The organism is Amycolatopsis sp. TRM77291 (assembly GCF_054166285.1).
Window position 1 is genome coordinate 6,045,250 of sequence record NZ_JBSZHF010000001.1, and the last position, 17,269, is coordinate 6,062,518.

Consider the following 17,269-nt stretch of genomic DNA (forward strand, 5'->3'; position numbering starts at 1 on the left):
CCCGCCGCCGATGGACGTCACACCGTGAGGTCGCGGGCCTGATCGAGTCGACCTCGCGACGTCTCTTGATGCGGCACGGGTCGCATGCGGGGAATGACGTCTTCGGCAGCTATACACTCGATGTATAGATCGTGTGTATAGTCGCTCCCATGTCCATCGGGAACACGCTGCTCGGCCTGCTCGAAGCCGGCCCGAAGCACGGCTACGACCTCAAACAGCTCTACGACAAGCAGTTCCGGCAAGATCGTCCGCTGCACTACGGGCAGGTCTACTCGACGCTGAACCGGCTGCTGAAGAACGGCCTGGTCGAGGAGAACGGCGTCGAGGCGGGCGGCGGCCCGGACCGGAAGCGGTACGCGATCACCGAGGCGGGCGTCACCAACGTCGAGGAATGGCTGAAAAGCCCGGAAAGTCCCTCGGTCTACCTGCAGAACACGCTCTACACCAAGGTCGTGCTCGCACTGCTGTCCGGCCGCGGCGCGCAGGACCTGCTCGACGCCCAGCGGAGCTCCCACCTGCGCGCCATGCGTGAGCTCACCGCCCGCAAGACCGACGGCGACCTCGCCGACCAGCTGATCTGCGACCACGCGCTCTTCCATCTGGAAGCGGATCTGCGGTGGCTGGAACTCACCGCCGCCCGCCTCGACGACCTCGCGCGCCAGCTGACGCGCTGATCTGGGGACCACACAGTGGAAACACCGTTGTTACACGGGCTCGGCCTGCACAAGGCCTTCGGCCCGAATCAGGCGCTCACCGGGGCGGAGCTGACGCTCGAAGCCGGTGAGATCGTCGCGATCATGGGCCCCTCCGGTTCCGGGAAGTCGACGCTGCTGCACTGCCTGTCCGGAATCATGCGGCCCGACGCGGGTCAGGTGCTGTTCCGCGGCGGTGACCTCGCGAGCATGTCCGACACCGAACGCAGCGCCTTGCGGCGCACCGAATTCGGCTTCGTCTTCCAGTTCGGGCAGCTCGTCCCGGAGCTGACCTGCCTGGAGAACGTCGCGCTGCCGCTGCGACTTGGCGGCATGAAACGCCGCCCCGCCGAGCGGCTCGCGCGGACCTGGCTCGACCGGCTGGCGGTCGGCGACGCCGGTGACAGCACACCCGGCCAGGTTTCGGGCGGGCAGAGCCAGCGGGTCGCCATGGCCAGGGCGCTGATCACCGAACCGTCGGTGGTCTTCGCCGACGAACCGACCGGCGCGCTGGACACGCTCAGCGGAGAGCTGGTCATGCGTCTGCTGTCCGAGACGGCGAAGCAGACCGACGCCGCCGTCGTCCTCGTCACCCACGAACCGCGGGTGGCCGCCTACTCCGACCGGGAGGTCATCGTGCGAGACGGCCGGACACGCGAACCGGTGATCACCCGATGACCGGGCGCGAAGACCTGATGCTGGGGTTCCGGCTGGCCGTCGGGGGCGGCCGGGGCTCGATCGTCAGGCTCGTCCTGAGCACCGTCGGTATCGGGCTCGCGGTCGCGGTCCTCCTGATCGGCGCCTCCGCTGGCACCGTCAAGGAGAACCGCGACCAGCGGGCGTATGCCGCCTCCCCGCGGAATGAACCGATACCGGGTGTCGCACCGCTGAACCACCACGCGACGACGACCGATTTCCGCGGGCAGGCGATCTCGCTCGTCCATCTTCACGCCTCCGGGCCGAATTCGCCGATCCCGCCGGGGGTGGACCGGCTGCCCGCGCCGGGCGAGGTCTTCCTTTCACCGAAGCTCGACGAACTCGTCGCGGCCGACACCAGTGGCCTGTTACGGCCCCGTCTGCCCGGCAAGCCGGTCGGGATCATCGACGCGGAAGCCGTGCTCAATCCGAACGACCTCGTCGTCTACGCCGGCACGGACAATCCACGCAACGGCGTCGCGACCTATGCCTTCGGTTCCCCTCCCGGCTACGAAACGCCGTTCGAACGGGGAATCCTCTCGCTGTTGCTGATCGGTCTCTTCGTCCTGCTCACGCCTGTGTTCATCTTCGTGGGGACGGTCTCCCGGCTCGGCGGTGCGGCCCGTGACCGGCGGCTCGCCGCGCTACGGCTGGCGGGCTCGTCCCTCAAGCAGCTGCGCCGGATCACCGCGGCGGAATCCCTCGTGGGCGCCGTGGCCGGGCTGGTCGCCGGTGCCGCGTCGTTCCTGCTGTTCCGCGGCGCGGTGGCGGACTTCCAGGTGCTCCGGTTCGGGGTGTACCCGGAGGATCTGACGCCGCCGTGGCCGCTGGTGGTGCTGATCGTGCTCGTGGTCCCCGCCCTGACCGTGGCGGCGGCTTGGGCCGCGCAGCGGCACACGGTCGCCGAACCGCTCGGAGTCGTCCGCGAAACCGTGCCGCCGAAGCGGCGGTTGTGGTGGAGGCTGCTGCCGATCGTCGCCGGAATCGCTTTGATAGCCCCGGATTTCAGCGTCGCGAGCGAACTCGGCCGGATGGCGCTGATCGCCGGTGCCGTGCTGCTGATGCTCGGGATACCCGCGGTGCTGCCGTGGCTGCTGGAGCGTGCCGTGGCCCGGGTCAAGGGCGGGCCGCCGTCGTTCCAGCTCGCGATCCGCCGTCTGCGGAACGACAGCGGGACACCGTCCCGGGTGGTCGCGGGGCTCTGCGTGGTGCTCGCCGGGGTGATCGCGCTGCAGAGCCTGTTGGCGGGCCAGGTGACGTTGGCGGCCGTCTACCAGAAGAAGACCGACGACCGGATCTCCGTCCATGCCGACAGTTCGGTGGCCGATCAGGCGATCGCCGCGGTCCGCGCGGTGCCCGGCGCGGCCGGCTTCCAGGCCATGCGCTCGATGCTCGTCGACACGAACCGCGCGGACAGCGGGTTTGTCTCGCTCGCCGTCGCCGACTGCGCCACGATCGAAGCGACCACCGCGGTGACCGGATGCCACGACGGTGACGTGTTCGCCGATCCCGCTTCTCTCCACAAAGGACAGTCGGTGAAGCTCGTCGACGACGACAAGCGGGAGCGGCCCTGGACCGTTCCCGCCATGCCCCGCCCGCTCGACGTGAAGCCGTCGGGGCTCGGCGAGCAGCTCCAGCCACACGTGCTCGCGACCCCCGCCGCGATGGCGGGTGTCGACCTGGCCTCCGCGCCGGTCACAGTGAGCCTGCGTGGGACGACCGGGGATCCGGACTTCGTCGAGCTGGTGCGGAACTCGGTGGCGCCGTACAGCGGACAGGTCTCGGTGGCGTCCGCCAACGAAAAGCGGGTCTCCGACGAGGCTCGCATGCTCGACGACGTGCGGAACATCCTGTTCGGCGGCGCGTTGTCCGTCCTGCTGCTGGCCGGGGTGAGCCTGCTGGTGCTCGCCCAGGAACAGGTCCGGGAACGGCGCCGGGCGCTCGGGGCACTGTCCGCCACCGGCGTGCCGGTGCGGGTGATCGTCCGGTCCCTGTTGTGGCAGAACGGAATTCCGCTGCTGGTCGGCATCGTGGTCGCGACGGTGACCGGGATCGCCGTCGCCGCGCTGGGCAGGCGGCTGTTCTGGAAGGGCTTGCACGTCGACTGGCCGTCGGTCGGGCTGCTCGCCGCGGCGGCGATCGCGACGGTGCTGCTGGTGACGGCGTCGACGGTCCCGTCCGTCCGCGCGGCGGCGAAGACGGAGAACCTGCGCACCGAGTGACCTACAGCACCGCGCTCACGTCCCGGGCGGCGGCACGGAGTCCGTCGTGCGCCGCCCGGGTCGACCGCGGGTCGAGGGCGTTGGCGGCGAGCCGGAAGAGGACCGCCCGCAGGAGAAGCTGGGGCCATTGGGGCAGATGCGCCCAGCGTTCGAGGAGATCGATGGTGGCGCCGCCCCAGGCCAGCGCGTCGACCGCGACGATCGCGGCGCCCCATTCACCCGGCCGGTAGTACGGCACGAAATCGACGATGCCGGGGGCCGCGTCGCCGTCGAAGAGCACGCCGGCGAGAAGCTCCCCGTGGACGACCTGGTCCGGCAGTTTGACCGGTCTTCGTGAACCGGCGAGGACCTCGAACCAGCGGCCGCCCTTGTTCTCGTCGAGGGGCATTTCCGCCTCTCCCCAGGCGAGTTTGTCGGCCAGCGCCTCGATGTCGGTGCGCCGTCCCAGGAAATCCGGCCGGGGCAACCCGGCCGTCGCGCGATGCAGTTTGACCGCCGCGTGCACGACCTCGTCGTACCGGTGCTCGGCCGTGCCCGACACGAACCGGTTCGCCGACCAGCCGCCGACCACCCAACGGCCGTCGCTGGACCGGACCGGTTTCGCGACCCGCAGCCCCGGCTCGTCGATGGCCTCCAGCGCCCGCGCGGTCCACAGGGTCCGCGACTTGTCGACGACGGGTTTGAGCACGAGATCGTTGTAGCGCCAGGCGGTGGTGCCGGGCAGCGGTTCCGCGTCACCGGTACGTCCGCCGAACGCCGAACAGACGTGTTCCGGAGGGCTTTCAAGGGTGGCACGCACGGCTCGGCACGTTACCCCGTCTTCCGCGCCACGAACGAGAAGACGCGCTGGGTCTTGAGTAGCGATACTCAAGACAGGATCGCTTCTGACCTGCCATTCTTCGACCGTGATCCCCCGAACGGCTCAGCGCCGCCTCACCGGCGGGCAACGCACCACGCTCGCGCTCGGCTCGCTATGGCTGCTCGGCACCCTGGGGGCGCTCACCGTGGGCCTGTTGCTCCCGCTCGCCGCTTTCCTGCACGTTCCGTGGATCGCGTTGCCGGTGCCACTCGTGTCGATCGGGATGGTCTATCTCGTCGCTTTCGCGGCCCCGGAGGCTTTTCCGTCCGTCGCGAAGCCTTGGCCGCGGTTGACATGGGCGTTCGCGACCGGGATTTGCGGTGTCTTCGGCGCGATCTTCGTGCTGGAAGTGGCCGAGGCGTTCGACCCGTGGTTCGCGGTGCCGTTCCTCGGAGTGCCGGTGCTGCTCGTCGCGGGGCTGTTCACGCGTGATCTCCGGGCGAGGGCAGGCGCGGGTGTCCTGTTGGTCGCCCTGATCGCGGGCGGGATCGCCGTCCCCGCTTCCCTGCCCGAGGACACCGCCGCCCGGCGGCTCGCCTCGACCGGCGTCCCGCACGATCGCACCGTCGCGGTGGACCTCGGCCCCCATCGGCTCCCGACCAAGACGACCGAAGACGCCGGGGCGCTGATCGTCGAGTACGCGCCGCAGCTGTGGATCTCGCCCGTCTGGACCTTCGCGACCGACGCCGTCGAGAGCTGCGAGACGTCGGTGAAGACCGCTTGGCGCCTCGAAAACGCGACGTGCACTCAAGTCGGCGAAGGCGAGTTCATCCGGCGGAACGCGGACCGCATCGAGTTCATCCAGCGGCGCGGCGCGCTGTCGGTGCACCTCGCGGGGAACCACAACTGGAAACCCGAGGAACTGCGCGAGCTGGCCGGGAAGACCCACCCGCTGACCGACGCCGAGATCATCGCCGCCGTGCCGAAGTCGCCCCGAGGGAACCGGACGGACGTCGTCGCCGGGTTCACCGCTTTCGTGCGGGCGATCTTCGTGGGCCGGTCCGTCGGCTACTGAGGTTCGGACGGAAGCAAGGGACCTTTGCCACCACGGGCACTGGGGCCGGGGGTGTGTGGAAATAGGGACGTTGAGTGTCCCCATTTCCACACACCCCGCACACCGCGTAACGACGCCTACCGACTGTGACCCGCAGCCACCACGCCCGCCCGCAAAAGAGAGCAAGGGACCTTTGCTAGCGTTCGTTAGCGCACTAACTAACGACAGCAAAGGTCCCTTGCTCTCTTTCCGCAGGTCAGCGGGCTGCAGCTCAGTACGTCGGCAGGCTCTGGTCGATCTGCCGCGCCCACGCCAGTACGCCGCCCCCGAGGTGGGTCGCGTCCTTGAACCCGGCCTGGTGCAGCGCCGCGAGCGCCTCCGCCGAACGCGCGCCCGACTTGCAGTGCAGCACGATCGGCTTGTCCTGCGGCAGTTCCGCCAGCGCCTCGCCCGAGAGGATCTTGTCCTTCGGGATCAGCGTCGCGCCCTTGATGTTCACGATCTCGTACTCGTGCGGCTCGCGGACGTCGATGAGGGCGAAGTTGTCGCCGTTGTCGAACTTGGCCTTGAGCTCCGCCGGAGTGATCGTGTGCCCCGAAGCGGCCGAAGCGGCTTCGTCGGACACAACACCGCAGAACGCTTCGTAGTCGATGAGCTCGGTGATCTTCGGGGTCTCCGGATCCTTGCGGATCTTGACCTCGCGGTACTTCATCTCCAGCGCGTCATAGCTGACGAGCCTGCCCAGCAGCGGCTCACCGATACCGGTGATCAGCTTGATCGCCTCGTTGACCATGATCGAACCGATCGACGCGCACAGCACACCCAGCACGCCACCCTCGGCGCACGACGGGACCATGCCGGGCGGCGGGGGCTCGGGGTAGAGGTCGCGGTAGTTGAGGCCCTTGCCGTTCGGCGCGTCCTCCCAGAACACGCTCGCCTGACCCTCGAACCGGTAGATCGAGCCCCACACGTAGGGCTTGCCGGTGAGCACGGCGGCGTCGTTGACCAGGTACCGCGTCGCGAAGTTGTCGGTGCCGTCGAGGATGAGGTCGTACTGCTCGAACAGCTCCAGCGCGTTGGACGACTCGAGCCGGTCGGTGTGCAGGTGCACCTTGACGAACGGGTTGATCTCGGCGAGCGACTCCTGCGCGGACGCGGCCTTCAGCTTGCCGATGTCGGACTGGCCGTGGATGACCTGGCGGTGCAGGTTGGATTCGTCGACCTCGTCGAAATCGACGATGCCGAGCGTGCCGACCCCGGCCGCGGCGAGGTACAGCAGCGCCGGGCTGCCGAGGCCGCCGGCACCGATGACCAGCACCTTGGCGTTCTTCAGCCGCTTCTGCCCGGTCATCCCGACGTCCGGGATGATCAGGTGACGGCTGTACCGGGCCACCTCTTCCTTGGTGAGCTCGGCGGCCGGCTCTACGAGCGGCGGCAGCGTGCCTGACATCGGGTCCTCCATCTCGCGTGGATCGCGGGTCGCATCCCAGTATCTACAACACGGGAAGGCCCGGACGCCTTCCCCCGTTCCAGATCCCGGGAACGTCCAGCAGGTGAGACGGCGAGGACTAAGGTGTCTGGTTCGGCCAGGAGCCCGGCTTGCAGACCTTGCCGTCCGCGGGCACCTTGCCGCGGTCGCCGCCGGGGAGATTGTTCAGCTGCGCCACGAAGTCGTTGGAGACGCCGAAGGTCTGCTGCATCATGACGGGCGCGACCGCGCCGTTCTCCGGGCAGCCCACGTGCTTTCCGCCGAGGGCGTGCCCGACCTCGTGGTTGATGGCGTACTGGCGGTACCCGGTCATGTCGCTCTCGAAGGCCAGCGCCCCCCGCACCCAGCGGGCGAGGTTGATCACCACGCGCTTGTCGAAACTCGAGCGGTAGCAAGACGTCTCGTAGGTGATCTGGAACATGCAGACGTCCGCGCGATGCGTGGTGTTCGGTGTGGTGAGACTCACCCGGAAGCTGGGGTTCGGGTAACTCGCGTCGACGCGCTGCAGCGCCTTCTTGCCGTCCCACGTCCAGCTCTTGGGATTGGACAGCGTGCCCTGCACCATCGTGGCGAAGCTGTCGTCACCGCCGTAGCTGGACGGGTCGATGCCGTCCTCGACCTCAACGGTGTACGTGAACAGCTGACCCGTGCCCACTTTTTCGCCCTTGCCCGGCACCACGTGATAGGTGCCCTTGCCGGACTCGGTGAAGTTGCCGCCCGTGGGCAGGTCCGCGGTCGGGATCTTGAGGTCGACCGGTTTGGCCGGGTTCTCCGGGAGGACGTCGCCGCCCCCGTCCACACCGGCGCCCGGCTCGCCGCCGTTGCCGGCGGAGCCGTCGGCGGAAGCGAGGCTGGCCCCGTCGGTGGCGATCGGCTCGGGCGGGCCGGTGGCGGTGTTGAACACGACCAGCGCGGTGATCACCACGAGGATCGGCAGCGCGTACACGCGCCAGCCGTAGGTCTTGGCGAACTGGCCGATGCCGCCTTTGCTCTTGCGCTTGGCGGCGGCTTTGGCGGCGCCGGTCTCGTGCGGCTTCCAGGACGCGCTGAGCGGCTGGGCGCTGGTCCGGCGGCCACCGGGGCGGTAGCGGTCTTCGTCGAGCCGCTGCGACGGCGGCGGCGCCGGCCGGTACTGGCCGGTGCGCGGCACGTCGGTGGTCCGGGGCTGGGAGCGCGGCGGACGACGGGCGGAGGCGGAGTACTGAGACCGCCGACCTTCGCCCTGCGCGCCTTGCTTTACCCGATCCACGCGCACCAGGGTGCCATAACCGAACTGTGATGTTGTGAGCGACCGGCGCTTCGTGCGGCGTGTCCTCCTCACCCGGATGGGCTACCAGGTGCCCGATTCGACCGATTCCCACATCCCCAAAACGGCCTTCGCTACGACATTCGGGCGTTCCATCTGCGCCACGTGGCCGGTTCGGGGAAGGACCAGCAACCGCGCGTGCGGGAGTAGCCGGGCGGTGCGCTCGGCGCGCCGGACGGAGATCACCCGGTCGTGCTGCCCCCACACGACGAGCGTCGGCGCGTCGACGCTCGGCGCGACCGCCCACAGCGACGCGGGCCCGCGGGCGGACCACGTCCGGAAGATGCCGAAGGTACTGCGAGCCAGCGCGGGGGCGGCCCACGCGAAGGCGGCGCGAGCGCTGTGCTCCTCTTCGAGCTCGTCCAGCCTGCTGTCGGCGAAGCGGCTCGGATCGGCGAAGCACAGCTTGATGACCTGCATCGCGCGTTCACGCGGGCCGAGCGCGGCCAGCTGCCGTCGCACCCTCGGGCCGATCAGCGGCAGGTACGCGAACGCCATTCGCGGGTCGGACAGCCGTTTCATACTTGGCCGGAGATCCGGCATCGCGGGCGAGATCAGCGTCAGCGTCTTCACCAGCTCCGGACGGCGGGCCGCGACGAGCAGCGCGACCGCGCCGCCCATCGAGTTGCCGAACAAGTGCACCGGCCCTGCTTCGAGGCTCTCGATGTGACTCGCGACGATCTCGGCGTGCGAGTCGAGGCTGAAGTCGAACCCGGCGGACGGCTCCGAATAGCCGAAACCCGGCAAATCGATCGACGTGCCGCTCGCTTGGGGCGCCAGCAGCGCGGCGAGGTCGGTCCAGTTCGTGGACGAACCACCGAGACCATGGACGTAGACGGCCGTCTCCGGGCCGCCCGGCGTCCGGCGGATGTGCAATTTCACCCCGGCGACACCTATTGTTTCCCCGGGCCAAGGGGGCGGCGCGGGATCCAGTGACGGCAACGACCTGCGCGAAAGCGGCACATGGGTCAGCGGCGGACGACCCCCGGCGGCACGGGAAACTGGAGAAGACACAGCATCAAGGATGCCTGACCCTTGGCGGTCCGGCTGTACCGGCGAGTAATCTCGACCTCACTTCACGCGGTGGTGACCCCGCCCCGTGGAGCCCCGCTCGACTGCGCTGACGGCGTTCTCGGCGGAGACGGGTGCCTCGAACTGGAGGAACGATGACAGACATGGCGCGACTGCAGGCCCGAGGTGTTCGCCTGCCCAGAACGGAACGCCGCGCCCAGCTGCTGGCCGCCGCGCAGCGGGTGTTCGCCGCGAACGGATACCACGCCGCCGCGATGGACGAGATCGCCGAAGAGGCCGGAGTCAGTAAGCCGGTCCTCTATCAGCATTTCCCCGGCAAGCTCGACCTCTACATCGCGCTGCTGGAGAGCCACGTCGACGAACTGGTGCGGCGGGTCAAGGACGCGCTCGACTCCACGACGGACAACAAGCAGCGCGTGCCGGCGACCGTCGGCGCGTTCTTCGACTTCGTCAACAACGACGCCGGCGCGTTCCGCATGGTGTTCGAGTCCGACCTGCGCGGCGAGCCCGCCGTGCAGGAGGCGGTGGACCGGGCGACGTCGGCCAGTGTCGACGCGATCACCGAGACCATCACCGCCGACGCGGGCCTCGACGAGGACAAGGCCCGGCTGCTCGCCGTCGGCCTCGTGGGCCTCTCGCAGGTCAGCGCGCGGTTCTGGCTGGCGCACCACAAGTCGATGAGCCGCGAAGAGGCCGTCGCCCTCACCGCCAACCTCGCCTGGCGGGGTATCGGCGGCGGCTTCCCGCTCCAGCACTGACCCGCGTTTCGTCCTCTGAATGCGGTCCTTGCGTGTGCAACTACCGCATTCAGAGGACGAAATGCGTGGGGTTTACTGGGGCAGGAGCTTCTTCAGACGGTCGGCGGCGAGCTGGGCATCGGCGACGACCTTCGCGGTGTCGATGCCGACGACGCGTCCTTCGCGCTTGAGGGCGCGGCCGTCGACGAACACCCACGAGACGTTCGCGGGCTGAGTGTTGAAGACCAGCTGATTCACCCAGTCCACCTTCGGCGCGAAGTTGACCGCCTGGGCGTCGACCACCTGGAGATCCGCCCGTTTGCCCGGCGTCAGCGACCCGATCTCCTTGTCCATGCCGAGCGCCTCCGCACCGCCGAGGGTCGCCATGCGCAGGACGTCCGCGGTGGTCGGGTAGACCGCCGGATCCGTCGTGGTCGCCCGCTGGAGACCGACGGCCGCGCGCATCACGTTGAACATGTCGCTCGTGTCGTTGGTGCCGCCGTCGAGACCGAGCCCGACCTTCATGTTCCGCTTCTTCATCTCCGGCAGCCGGATCACCCCCGACGCGAGCCGCATGTTCGACAGCGGGTTGTGCGCCACGCTGACCCCGGCGGCCGCGAGTTCGTCGAGGTCGGCGTCGGTGGTCTGGATGACGTGGTTCGCCACCAGCCCGGGATGCAGCGCGTTCGCCCGCCGGAGCGCGTCCATCTGCCCCGCGGTCAGATCGGCCTTCGATTCGAGCAAGTGCACGTTCAGCGATACGCCGAGTTCGCGCGCGAGCTTTTCCGAGGCCTCGACGCTCGGGAAGTTCCCCGTGGACGGATGGGTGCCGATCTGCAGGCGCGCCAACGGGTTCGGGTCGATGACCTCGCGCTTCACGCGGCGGATCTCGTTCTGCAGCGCGGGATCGGTGGTGCCGTTGTAGGAGTAGAGGAACCGCAGTTTCGACTCGCCGAGCGCGCGGAGGCCGCCCTTGGCGAAGTCGGTGTTGAACGCGTGCGACCAGTCGGTGACCGTGGTGATGCCGGTCGAGACGACGTCGGCCGCGGCGAGTTTCGTGCCCGCGTACGCGTCCGCGTCGGTCACGGGCGCGCGGTACAACGGGATGACGCATTTGCCGAGCCAGCCGATGAGTTCCTTGTCGGCCGCGCAGCCGCGGATGAGCGACTGCCAGAGGTGGTTGTGCAGGTCGACGAAGCCGGGCAGCACGATCTTGCCGCGGCCGTCGACGACTTTCGCCGAGCCCGCGTCGAGGTCCTTGCCGACCTGCTTGATCTTGGCGCCCTCCAGCACGACGTCGGCGTCGGCGAGGGCGCCGAGTGGTCCTTCGCCGAGGCTGGGATCCATGCTGAGCACCATCGCGGCGTCACGGATGACGACACGGCCTGCCCCGGCGAAGTCGGCATCGCTGCCGGCTTCGGTGGTCTCACCGCCGAGATTCGTGAGCAGGGCCGCGCCGAGGACCACGGCGAGGGTGAGGGTGAAGACGGACAGTATCGATCCACGCTGTTTCATCGTTTCAACTCCCCAGTCGATGAGATCACGTTAGCTCACCTGAGGCGGACGCCTCGCAGAATTACCGCGACGGGGTGCTCCAGCTGTCCGAGGTCTTCGCGCGGATCCTCCGCGCAATCGAAGAACTCGCCGTGCTGGGCGATCCACGGACCCGCGTGCATCGCGCGGGGCGGGCCGGGTCCGGCACCGGACCACTCGGCGGCTCGCCGGGCAGCCCTGGCGAAGGGATCACCGTGACCCCGGCGTCGACGAGCCTCGGCAGAAGCCGGCCCTCGGCCACCAGCTCCGCGCCCGGGACCGGACGTCCAGCGGTCCCCGCCGGCGTACAAATCGACATACTCGCCATCGGGAAGCGCACACCCCCGGCCCCTGATGATCACCATGCCCTCGCTCATCTTGTCGAGCAATCCAGCGGCAGCGCGCCGAGCCGGGTTTCGGCTATGAATCGAACGACCGCGTTTGCCGATCCGCGAGGAGTCACCATGCCCCATATCGCGCTCGACGAGAACCTTCCCGGCATCACCGCCTTGTTCGCCTACCGGCCGGAGACGGCCGCGCCGCTCGGGCAGCTCGCCGAGGTCCTGCTTCGCGGCCCGAGCAGCCTCAGCGTGGGCGAGCGCGAACTGATCGGCGCGGTCGTCTCGCGCGGCAACGACTGCACGTTCTGCTCACGCAGCCACGCCGCTGTCGCCGCCGAAGCGCTCGAAGGCGGCATGCCCGTCGTCGAAGCGGCTTGGAAGGACGTCGACGGCGCGCCCGTGCCGGCGAAGGTGAAGACGCTCCTGCACATCGCGCTCGCCGTCCGCGAAAGCGGGAAATCCGTGGGTGAAGACCTGATCCAGAACGCCCGCGCGGAGGGCGCGACGGACGTCGAAATCCACGACACGGTCCTGATCGCGGCCGCGTTCTGCATGTTCAACCGGTACGTCGACGGGCTGGCCACCCTCGCCGTAGACGACCAGGACGCCTACCGGGGAACCGGCATCCGGCTCTTGGAGCACGGCTACACGAACCTCTGAGGGGAGCAAGGGACCTTTGCTACCGCCTCGCCGCGTCCCACGTCGCGAAAGCCACTTTCGCGACGTCTGAGGTCCCGAAAGTGGCTTTCGCGACGTCCCACGCACGCCATCCGGGGCCCTGACCTGCGAAAAGAGAGCAAGGGACCTTTGCTACCACTTGTCTCAATGTCGAGAGAAGCGGTAGCAAAGGTCCCTTGCTCCCCTGTTCAGACCCTCGCGGCGCGGCGGACGAGGGCGGCGATGCGGTCCGAAACCTCTTGCGCCCGTTCCTGCGGGAGCATGTGCCCGGCGCCCGGATAACGCACGAACTCCGCCTCCGGCAGCTCGTCGGCGATGACCTTCGCGTGCGGCGGCGGGCAGAGCCGGTCCCGCTCCCCCGCGAGCACGACCACCGGTTTGCCCTGCAGCGCGGCCAGCGTGACCCGGCAGTCGTGCCGCGAGATCGCGTCCTGGAACCCCGCGACGCTCGCCGGATGCGCGCACAGCAACTGTTCGGCGACCGAGTCCACGTCGGCCCGCGCGGGCCGGCGCCCGAAGACGAGCAGCCGGGCACCCGGCCGCACCACCGACAGCGGCAACGGCAAGGCGTCACGGCGGTTCTTCGCGAGCAGCTTCGCGAGCCTCCGTTCGAACCTCGCCGCGCCGCTGCCCGCGATCCCCGGCAGGCCGAGGGTGATCCGGTCCATCTCACCGGACGACGTGGCGACGAACGCGACCCCGGCGACCCGCCGGGCCACGAGGTCGGGATGCCTGCGGGAAAGTTCCATGATCGTCATGCCGCCCATGGAGTGCCCGGCGAGCACGATCGGCCCGTTCGGGACGCGGTCCTTGATCAGCTCGGCGAGGTCGTCGGCGAGGGTGGCGATCGTGGCCGTCCCCGGTTTCGCCGGCGAGGAACCGCCGTGGCCGCGCAGGTCGTAGCGCAGGGTCCGGACGGAGTCGCCGAGCCGCGACACCACGCCGTCCCAGGTCCGGTGGTCCTGGGTCCAGCCGTGCACGAGCACCAGCGTGCGTTCGGAGTCGGCGGGGCCGCTCGTCTCGACGTGCAGGGCGGTGCCGTCGCCGGTCACGAACCGGTGTTCCCGCGACGGGTCCCACGACACGGCGTCGCGCTGCTTGACGCTCCTCATCGCTTCCCCGGCAGCAGGAAGGACTTGCGCCAGAAGTACATGCCCGGCTTGCCGACCAGGCCGGATTCCTGCAGGAACGGCATGATCTTCTCGCCCGCCCATTGGATGCTCTCACGCCAGTGGGGGTTGTTCAGCGCGGCTTCGACGCCGTCTCGCGGACGGATGCCGACGGCCTTGTAGACGTTCGGGTTGATGAAGGCCCGCGTCACGAAATACGAAATGAGCGCGATGATGAACTGCTGGTAGAGGATTTCCTTCTTCGACAGTTTCGCCATCCCGCGAGTCACCTCTTCGCGGGCGAAGGTGACGTGCCGGGCCTCTTCGAGCACGTGGATCCGGTTGACCATGCGCACCAGCGGCTGGATGTCCGGGTCGTTCATCTGCTCGCGCTGAAGCCGGTCGAGGACCTCTTCGGCGACGAGGATCGCGCCGTAGCGCGCGGGGCCGTAGCTGATCGACGGCATCAGTTTCGCCAGCCGCCGCAACCACGGCACCGGCCCGTAGGACGGGCAGCCGATCCGCGAGGCCATCCGCGCGAACATCGTCGAGTGACGGCATTCGTCCGCGATCTCGGTCAACGCGTACTGGGCGTGCGAGCTGGTCGGGTCCTCTTCGTAGACCTCCTTGAGCAGCATCTGCATCAGGAGGATCTCGAACCACAGCCCCGTCGTGGCGACGCTCGCGACCTCGTGCTTGCCGAGTTCGATGCGCTGCTCTTCGGACAGCGAGTCCCACAATTTCGTGCCGTAAAGCGACGAACGGTGAGCCGGGATGAAGCGCTTCCCGTCGACGAGCGGGGCGTTCCAGTCGATGTCGACGTCGGGATCGTAGAACTTGTTCGCGGAGGACTTGAGCAGCCGCTCGGCCGTCTTCTCCCGGTCTGTTTCTTTCAGCGCCCGCGTCATTGCCGACACACCCCTATCTGTAACTCGTGGTAACAGTTACCTCTGGTAGCATGACTGGGGTGATCGAACGTGTCAAGCGCAACAGCAAGCAGTCGAGCAAGCACCCCACGGCGGGTGAGGCCGACACGGGTGACGCCCGTCGCGACCGCTGGCGCAAGCACCGGATCGCGCGCCGCGCGGAGTTCGTCGAGGCCGCCCTGCGCGCGCTCGACACCCACGGGCCGGACCTCGGCATGGAAGACGTCGCCGCCGAAGCGGGCGTCACGAAACCCGTGCTGTACCGGCACTTCGACGACAAGGCGGATCTGTACGTCGCGCTCGGGCAGCGCGGCACGGAGATCCTGTTCCAGCGGCTGATCCCGGCCATCAACTCCGAGCTCGCCCCGGTCCCCCGGATCCGGATGGCGCTCGACGCGTTCTTCAGCGTCATCGAGGAGCACCCGAACCTGTACCGCCTGCTCGCGCGCGGCGGCCTTCAGGAGAAGGTGGTCGTCAAGGCCGACGTCGTCGCCGAGGACAAGGAACTGATCGCCACCGCGCTGACCGCGCTGCTCGGCGACTACATGCGGATGTTCAACATGGACTCCGGCGCCGCCGAACCGTGGGCGCACGGCATCGTCGGCATGGTGCAGAGCACCGGCGAATGGTGGCTGGACCGGCGCTCGATGGGACGCGACAGCGTCGTCGAATACCTGACGCAGATCATCTGGGCCGCGATCGACGGCCTCTCCCGGCAGCAGGGCATCGTCATCGACCCGAACCTGCCGCTCGAAGAGAACAAGGTCGTCCAGATGCGGAAGGAATCGGAGGCGCAATGAGCGAGCACGACGAAGACGGTTACTCCGGCGAAGCGGTCCTCGTGATCGATGGGACCGAGATCGCGACCACGGTGGAGCTGAGGGGCTACTTCCAGCCCATCGACGGGTACTACCGCTGGTACGGCCGGGTCGCCACCAACGAGCAGGTGTCCGCGGCCGCCGGCGGCAAGAAGACCGCCGTCGAGATCCGCGCGGGCGAGTACAGCGCGAAGGGCGAACTCTCCGACCCGGATCCGTGGGACCGCTACCGCATCATGGGCACCAGCACGCCGCCCTTCCACGTGCCGACCAGCCTCGAAGAGCTGAACGAACTCAACGCCTGACCACTGAGGCGACAGCAAGGGACCTTTGCTCTCATTCGTTAGCGTGCTAACAAAAGAGAGCAAAGGTCCCTTGCTCTCTTTTCGCAGGTCAGCGCGGGCCGCCTTCGGGAGCTCAGGGTTCCCAATGTCGCATTCGAGGCGCTCAGCGTCTCAAATGCGACATTGGAAACCCGGCGCCGCCGGCCCTGCAGAAATCAGCCCTGCCGCTGAGCGGGCACCCGGCTCCGCGGCACCACGTACTTCGGCCAGCTCGACAGCTTGTTCATCGCCCATTCCAGCGGCCCACGCCCGATGAACTTCCGCCACAGCACCGCGGCGGTCAGCGCCACGACCGAAAACTCGACGAAGTGCAGCACGCTGAAGATCGAGTCGCCGTCGCTCTCGTCCCACAGCAGCGCGATCGCCACGAAGTGCAGCACGTACGCGCTCAGCACCCGCCCGCCCAGATCCGAAAGCGGCCGCAGCACGCGTTCGAACTTCGGCATCAGCAGCTGACAGCCACCGATCACCGCCGCCGCGATCCCGATCGAGATCAGCAGGTCGAACGGCGTGTACGAGGTCCCCGTCGGCAGCAGTTCCCAGGCCCAGCTGGTGGTCGGCGGGGTGCCGTGGATCCACGTCTGGTGCAGCCGCAGGAATTCCGGCGGCGTCATGCCCATCTGCGCGGCGGCCGGTTCCAGCGAGCGGTACACGGCCTGCATGCCGCCGAGCGGCCCGGTCGCGATCCAGGACACGACGTACCCGCCCACCGCGAGCGCCGATCCGCCGAAGAACAGCCGACGGCACACGCTGCGCGAGGTCAGGTCCATCCGCCCGATCGCCATCCCGGCGAACACGTACGCCATCAGCGTCAACGCGGGGAAGGTCCCGGTCAGGACGAGAACGGTCGCGGCCTTCAGCAGCCCGGTCGACGTGATGTCGTCCGCGGTCAGGTCCGGCGCGAAGAAGAGCAGGTCGCGGGGCAGCAGTTGCGCCCTGATCAGATGCGAGAGCAGCGGGCCTGCCACGGCGACGACGACCGCCGCGATCGCCAGCGCCTTCGCGCCCGCGCGCAGCCAAGGGATCGCGAAGAGGAAACAGGCCCCGTAGTAGGCCAGGATCACCATGTAGCCGGTCTCGAGGCTGGTCAGCCACAGTCCCAGCGCCACCAGGAGCGGGGCGCGGGTCGCCAGTTTGAGTGCGACGCGGGTCCGGTCGCGGCCCTGTTTGGGACGGCGGCCGCCGGACATAAGCGCGATCGAGACCCCGGCCAGCACCGCGAACAACGCGGCGGAATGACCTTCGAACGGTTTGAACAGCACCCCGACGCCGCCTTTGGCGGGATCGGGGCCGACATGCACCGCGTACATGCCGAGTACGGCCAGGCCGCGGGCGACGTCGATACCGGTCAGCCGCCCAGCGACCCGTTTGCCTTGTTCGGGAACTGTGCGCACGCCGTCGAGCAGCGCGCGGTCCATCACAGTGACGCCGTCCACCTCATTTCTCGGCTAGCCCCCTGCCGTCCCCGCCATAGCGTGACGATCAAATCTGAG

Annotated in this window: 16 protein-coding genes; 8 read left to right on the forward strand and 8 right to left on the reverse strand. The window is 68.6% G+C overall.

Features of this window, described 5'->3' with window-relative positions:
* The first annotated feature begins 149 nt into the window (after positions 1–149).
* From ACXIZN_RS27690 to ACXIZN_RS27700, 3 genes are read left to right on the forward strand one after another with little or no spacing between them, the layout of a single operon-like run.
* Entirely contained in the window at positions 150–674 is a 525-nt protein-coding gene (locus ACXIZN_RS27690; protein WP_034313248.1) for a PadR family transcriptional regulator, read from the forward strand.
* Positions 675–689: 15 nt separating this feature from the next.
* Complete coding sequence (locus tag ACXIZN_RS27695) at positions 690–1,370, forward strand: ABC transporter ATP-binding protein (RefSeq protein ID WP_457957879.1); 681 nt, start codon at positions 690–692, stop codon at positions 1,368–1,370.
* Positions 1,367–3,610 carry an FtsX-like permease family protein gene (locus tag ACXIZN_RS27700; RefSeq protein ID WP_457957880.1) on the forward strand — a complete coding sequence of 748 codons (2,244 nt, stop codon included), beginning with the start codon at positions 1,367–1,369 and terminating at the stop codon, positions 3,608–3,610. The genes ACXIZN_RS27695 and ACXIZN_RS27700 overlap by 4 nt, the downstream gene beginning before the upstream one ends.
* A 1-nt stretch (position 3,611) precedes the next feature.
* Here ACXIZN_RS27700 and ACXIZN_RS27705 read toward each other — a convergent pair whose 3' ends face one another.
* The gene (locus ACXIZN_RS27705; protein ID WP_457957882.1) at positions 3,612–4,409 is read right to left on the reverse strand and encodes a TIGR02569 family protein; all 798 of its coding nucleotides are present in this window, start codon (positions 4,407–4,409) and stop codon (positions 3,612–3,614) included.
* Positions 4,410–4,515: 106 nt separating this feature from the next.
* On the opposite strand from ACXIZN_RS27705, the gene ACXIZN_RS27710 reads away from it, so the two are divergent.
* A complete protein-coding gene (locus ACXIZN_RS27710; RefSeq protein WP_457957883.1) occupies positions 4,516–5,484 on the forward strand; it encodes a hypothetical protein in 969 nt (322 codons plus the stop codon).
* A gap of 250 nt (positions 5,485–5,734) precedes the next feature.
* Here the strand turns inward: ACXIZN_RS27710 and moeZ are convergent, their stop codons facing one another.
* From moeZ to ACXIZN_RS27725, 3 genes are all read right to left on the reverse strand, one after another.
* Positions 5,735–6,913: an adenylyltransferase/sulfurtransferase MoeZ gene (moeZ, locus tag ACXIZN_RS27715; protein WP_126736324.1), complete on the reverse strand. Its 1,179-nt coding sequence runs from the start codon at positions 6,911–6,913 to the stop codon at positions 5,735–5,737.
* Positions 6,914–7,031: 118 nt separating this feature from the next.
* Positions 7,032–8,201 carry a DUF3152 domain-containing protein gene (locus ACXIZN_RS27720; protein WP_457957885.1) on the reverse strand — a complete coding sequence of 390 codons (1,170 nt, stop codon included), beginning with the start codon at positions 8,199–8,201 and terminating at the stop codon, positions 7,032–7,034.
* 81 nt (positions 8,202–8,282) lie between these two features.
* The gene (locus tag ACXIZN_RS27725) at positions 8,283–9,140 is read right to left on the reverse strand and encodes an alpha/beta fold hydrolase (protein ID WP_457957887.1); all 858 of its coding nucleotides are present in this window, start codon (positions 9,138–9,140) and stop codon (positions 8,283–8,285) included.
* 284 nt (positions 9,141–9,424) lie between these two features.
* Here ACXIZN_RS27725 and ACXIZN_RS27730 point away from each other — a divergent pair, with 284 nt between their 5' ends.
* Positions 9,425–10,048: a TetR/AcrR family transcriptional regulator gene (locus ACXIZN_RS27730; protein WP_125680286.1), complete on the forward strand. Its 624-nt coding sequence runs from the start codon at positions 9,425–9,427 to the stop codon at positions 10,046–10,048.
* Between the two features lie 72 nt (positions 10,049–10,120).
* Here ACXIZN_RS27730 and ACXIZN_RS27735 read toward each other — a convergent pair whose 3' ends face one another.
* Positions 10,121–11,542: an amidohydrolase family protein gene (locus ACXIZN_RS27735; RefSeq protein WP_457957889.1), complete on the reverse strand. Its 1,422-nt coding sequence runs from the start codon at positions 11,540–11,542 to the stop codon at positions 10,121–10,123.
* Between the two features lie 482 nt (positions 11,543–12,024).
* Between ACXIZN_RS27735 and ACXIZN_RS27740 the strand changes: the two genes are divergently transcribed.
* Positions 12,025–12,561 carry a carboxymuconolactone decarboxylase family protein gene (locus ACXIZN_RS27740; protein ID WP_457957891.1) on the forward strand — a complete coding sequence of 179 codons (537 nt, stop codon included), beginning with the start codon at positions 12,025–12,027 and terminating at the stop codon, positions 12,559–12,561.
* Between the two features lie 206 nt (positions 12,562–12,767).
* Here ACXIZN_RS27740 and ACXIZN_RS27745 read toward each other — a convergent pair whose 3' ends face one another.
* Positions 12,768–13,691 carry an alpha/beta fold hydrolase gene (locus tag ACXIZN_RS27745; protein ID WP_457957893.1) on the reverse strand — a complete coding sequence of 308 codons (924 nt, stop codon included), beginning with the start codon at positions 13,689–13,691 and terminating at the stop codon, positions 12,768–12,770.
* Positions 13,688–14,596 (reverse strand): AurF N-oxygenase family protein, encoded by a 909-nt coding sequence (locus ACXIZN_RS27750; protein ID WP_457957895.1) that lies wholly within the window; start codon positions 14,594–14,596, stop codon positions 13,688–13,690. Before ACXIZN_RS27750 ends, ACXIZN_RS27745 begins: the two co-directional genes overlap by 4 nt.
* A gap of 50 nt (positions 14,597–14,646) precedes the next feature.
* Between ACXIZN_RS27750 and ACXIZN_RS27755 the strand changes: the two genes are divergently transcribed.
* Positions 14,647–15,414 carry a TetR/AcrR family transcriptional regulator gene (locus tag ACXIZN_RS27755; RefSeq protein WP_457957897.1) on the forward strand — a complete coding sequence of 256 codons (768 nt, stop codon included), beginning with the start codon at positions 14,647–14,649 and terminating at the stop codon, positions 15,412–15,414.
* Entirely contained in the window at positions 15,411–15,737 is a 327-nt protein-coding gene (locus tag ACXIZN_RS27760) for a DUF4873 domain-containing protein (RefSeq protein WP_410652001.1), read from the forward strand. The genes ACXIZN_RS27755 and ACXIZN_RS27760 overlap by 4 nt, the downstream gene beginning before the upstream one ends.
* Positions 15,738–15,931: 194 nt before the next feature.
* On the opposite strand, the gene ACXIZN_RS27765 is transcribed toward ACXIZN_RS27760, so the two are convergent.
* A complete protein-coding gene (locus ACXIZN_RS27765; RefSeq protein WP_257489030.1) occupies positions 15,932–17,212 on the reverse strand; it encodes a heparan-alpha-glucosaminide N-acetyltransferase domain-containing protein in 1,281 nt (426 codons plus the stop codon).
* Positions 17,213–17,269 lie beyond the last annotated feature (57 nt).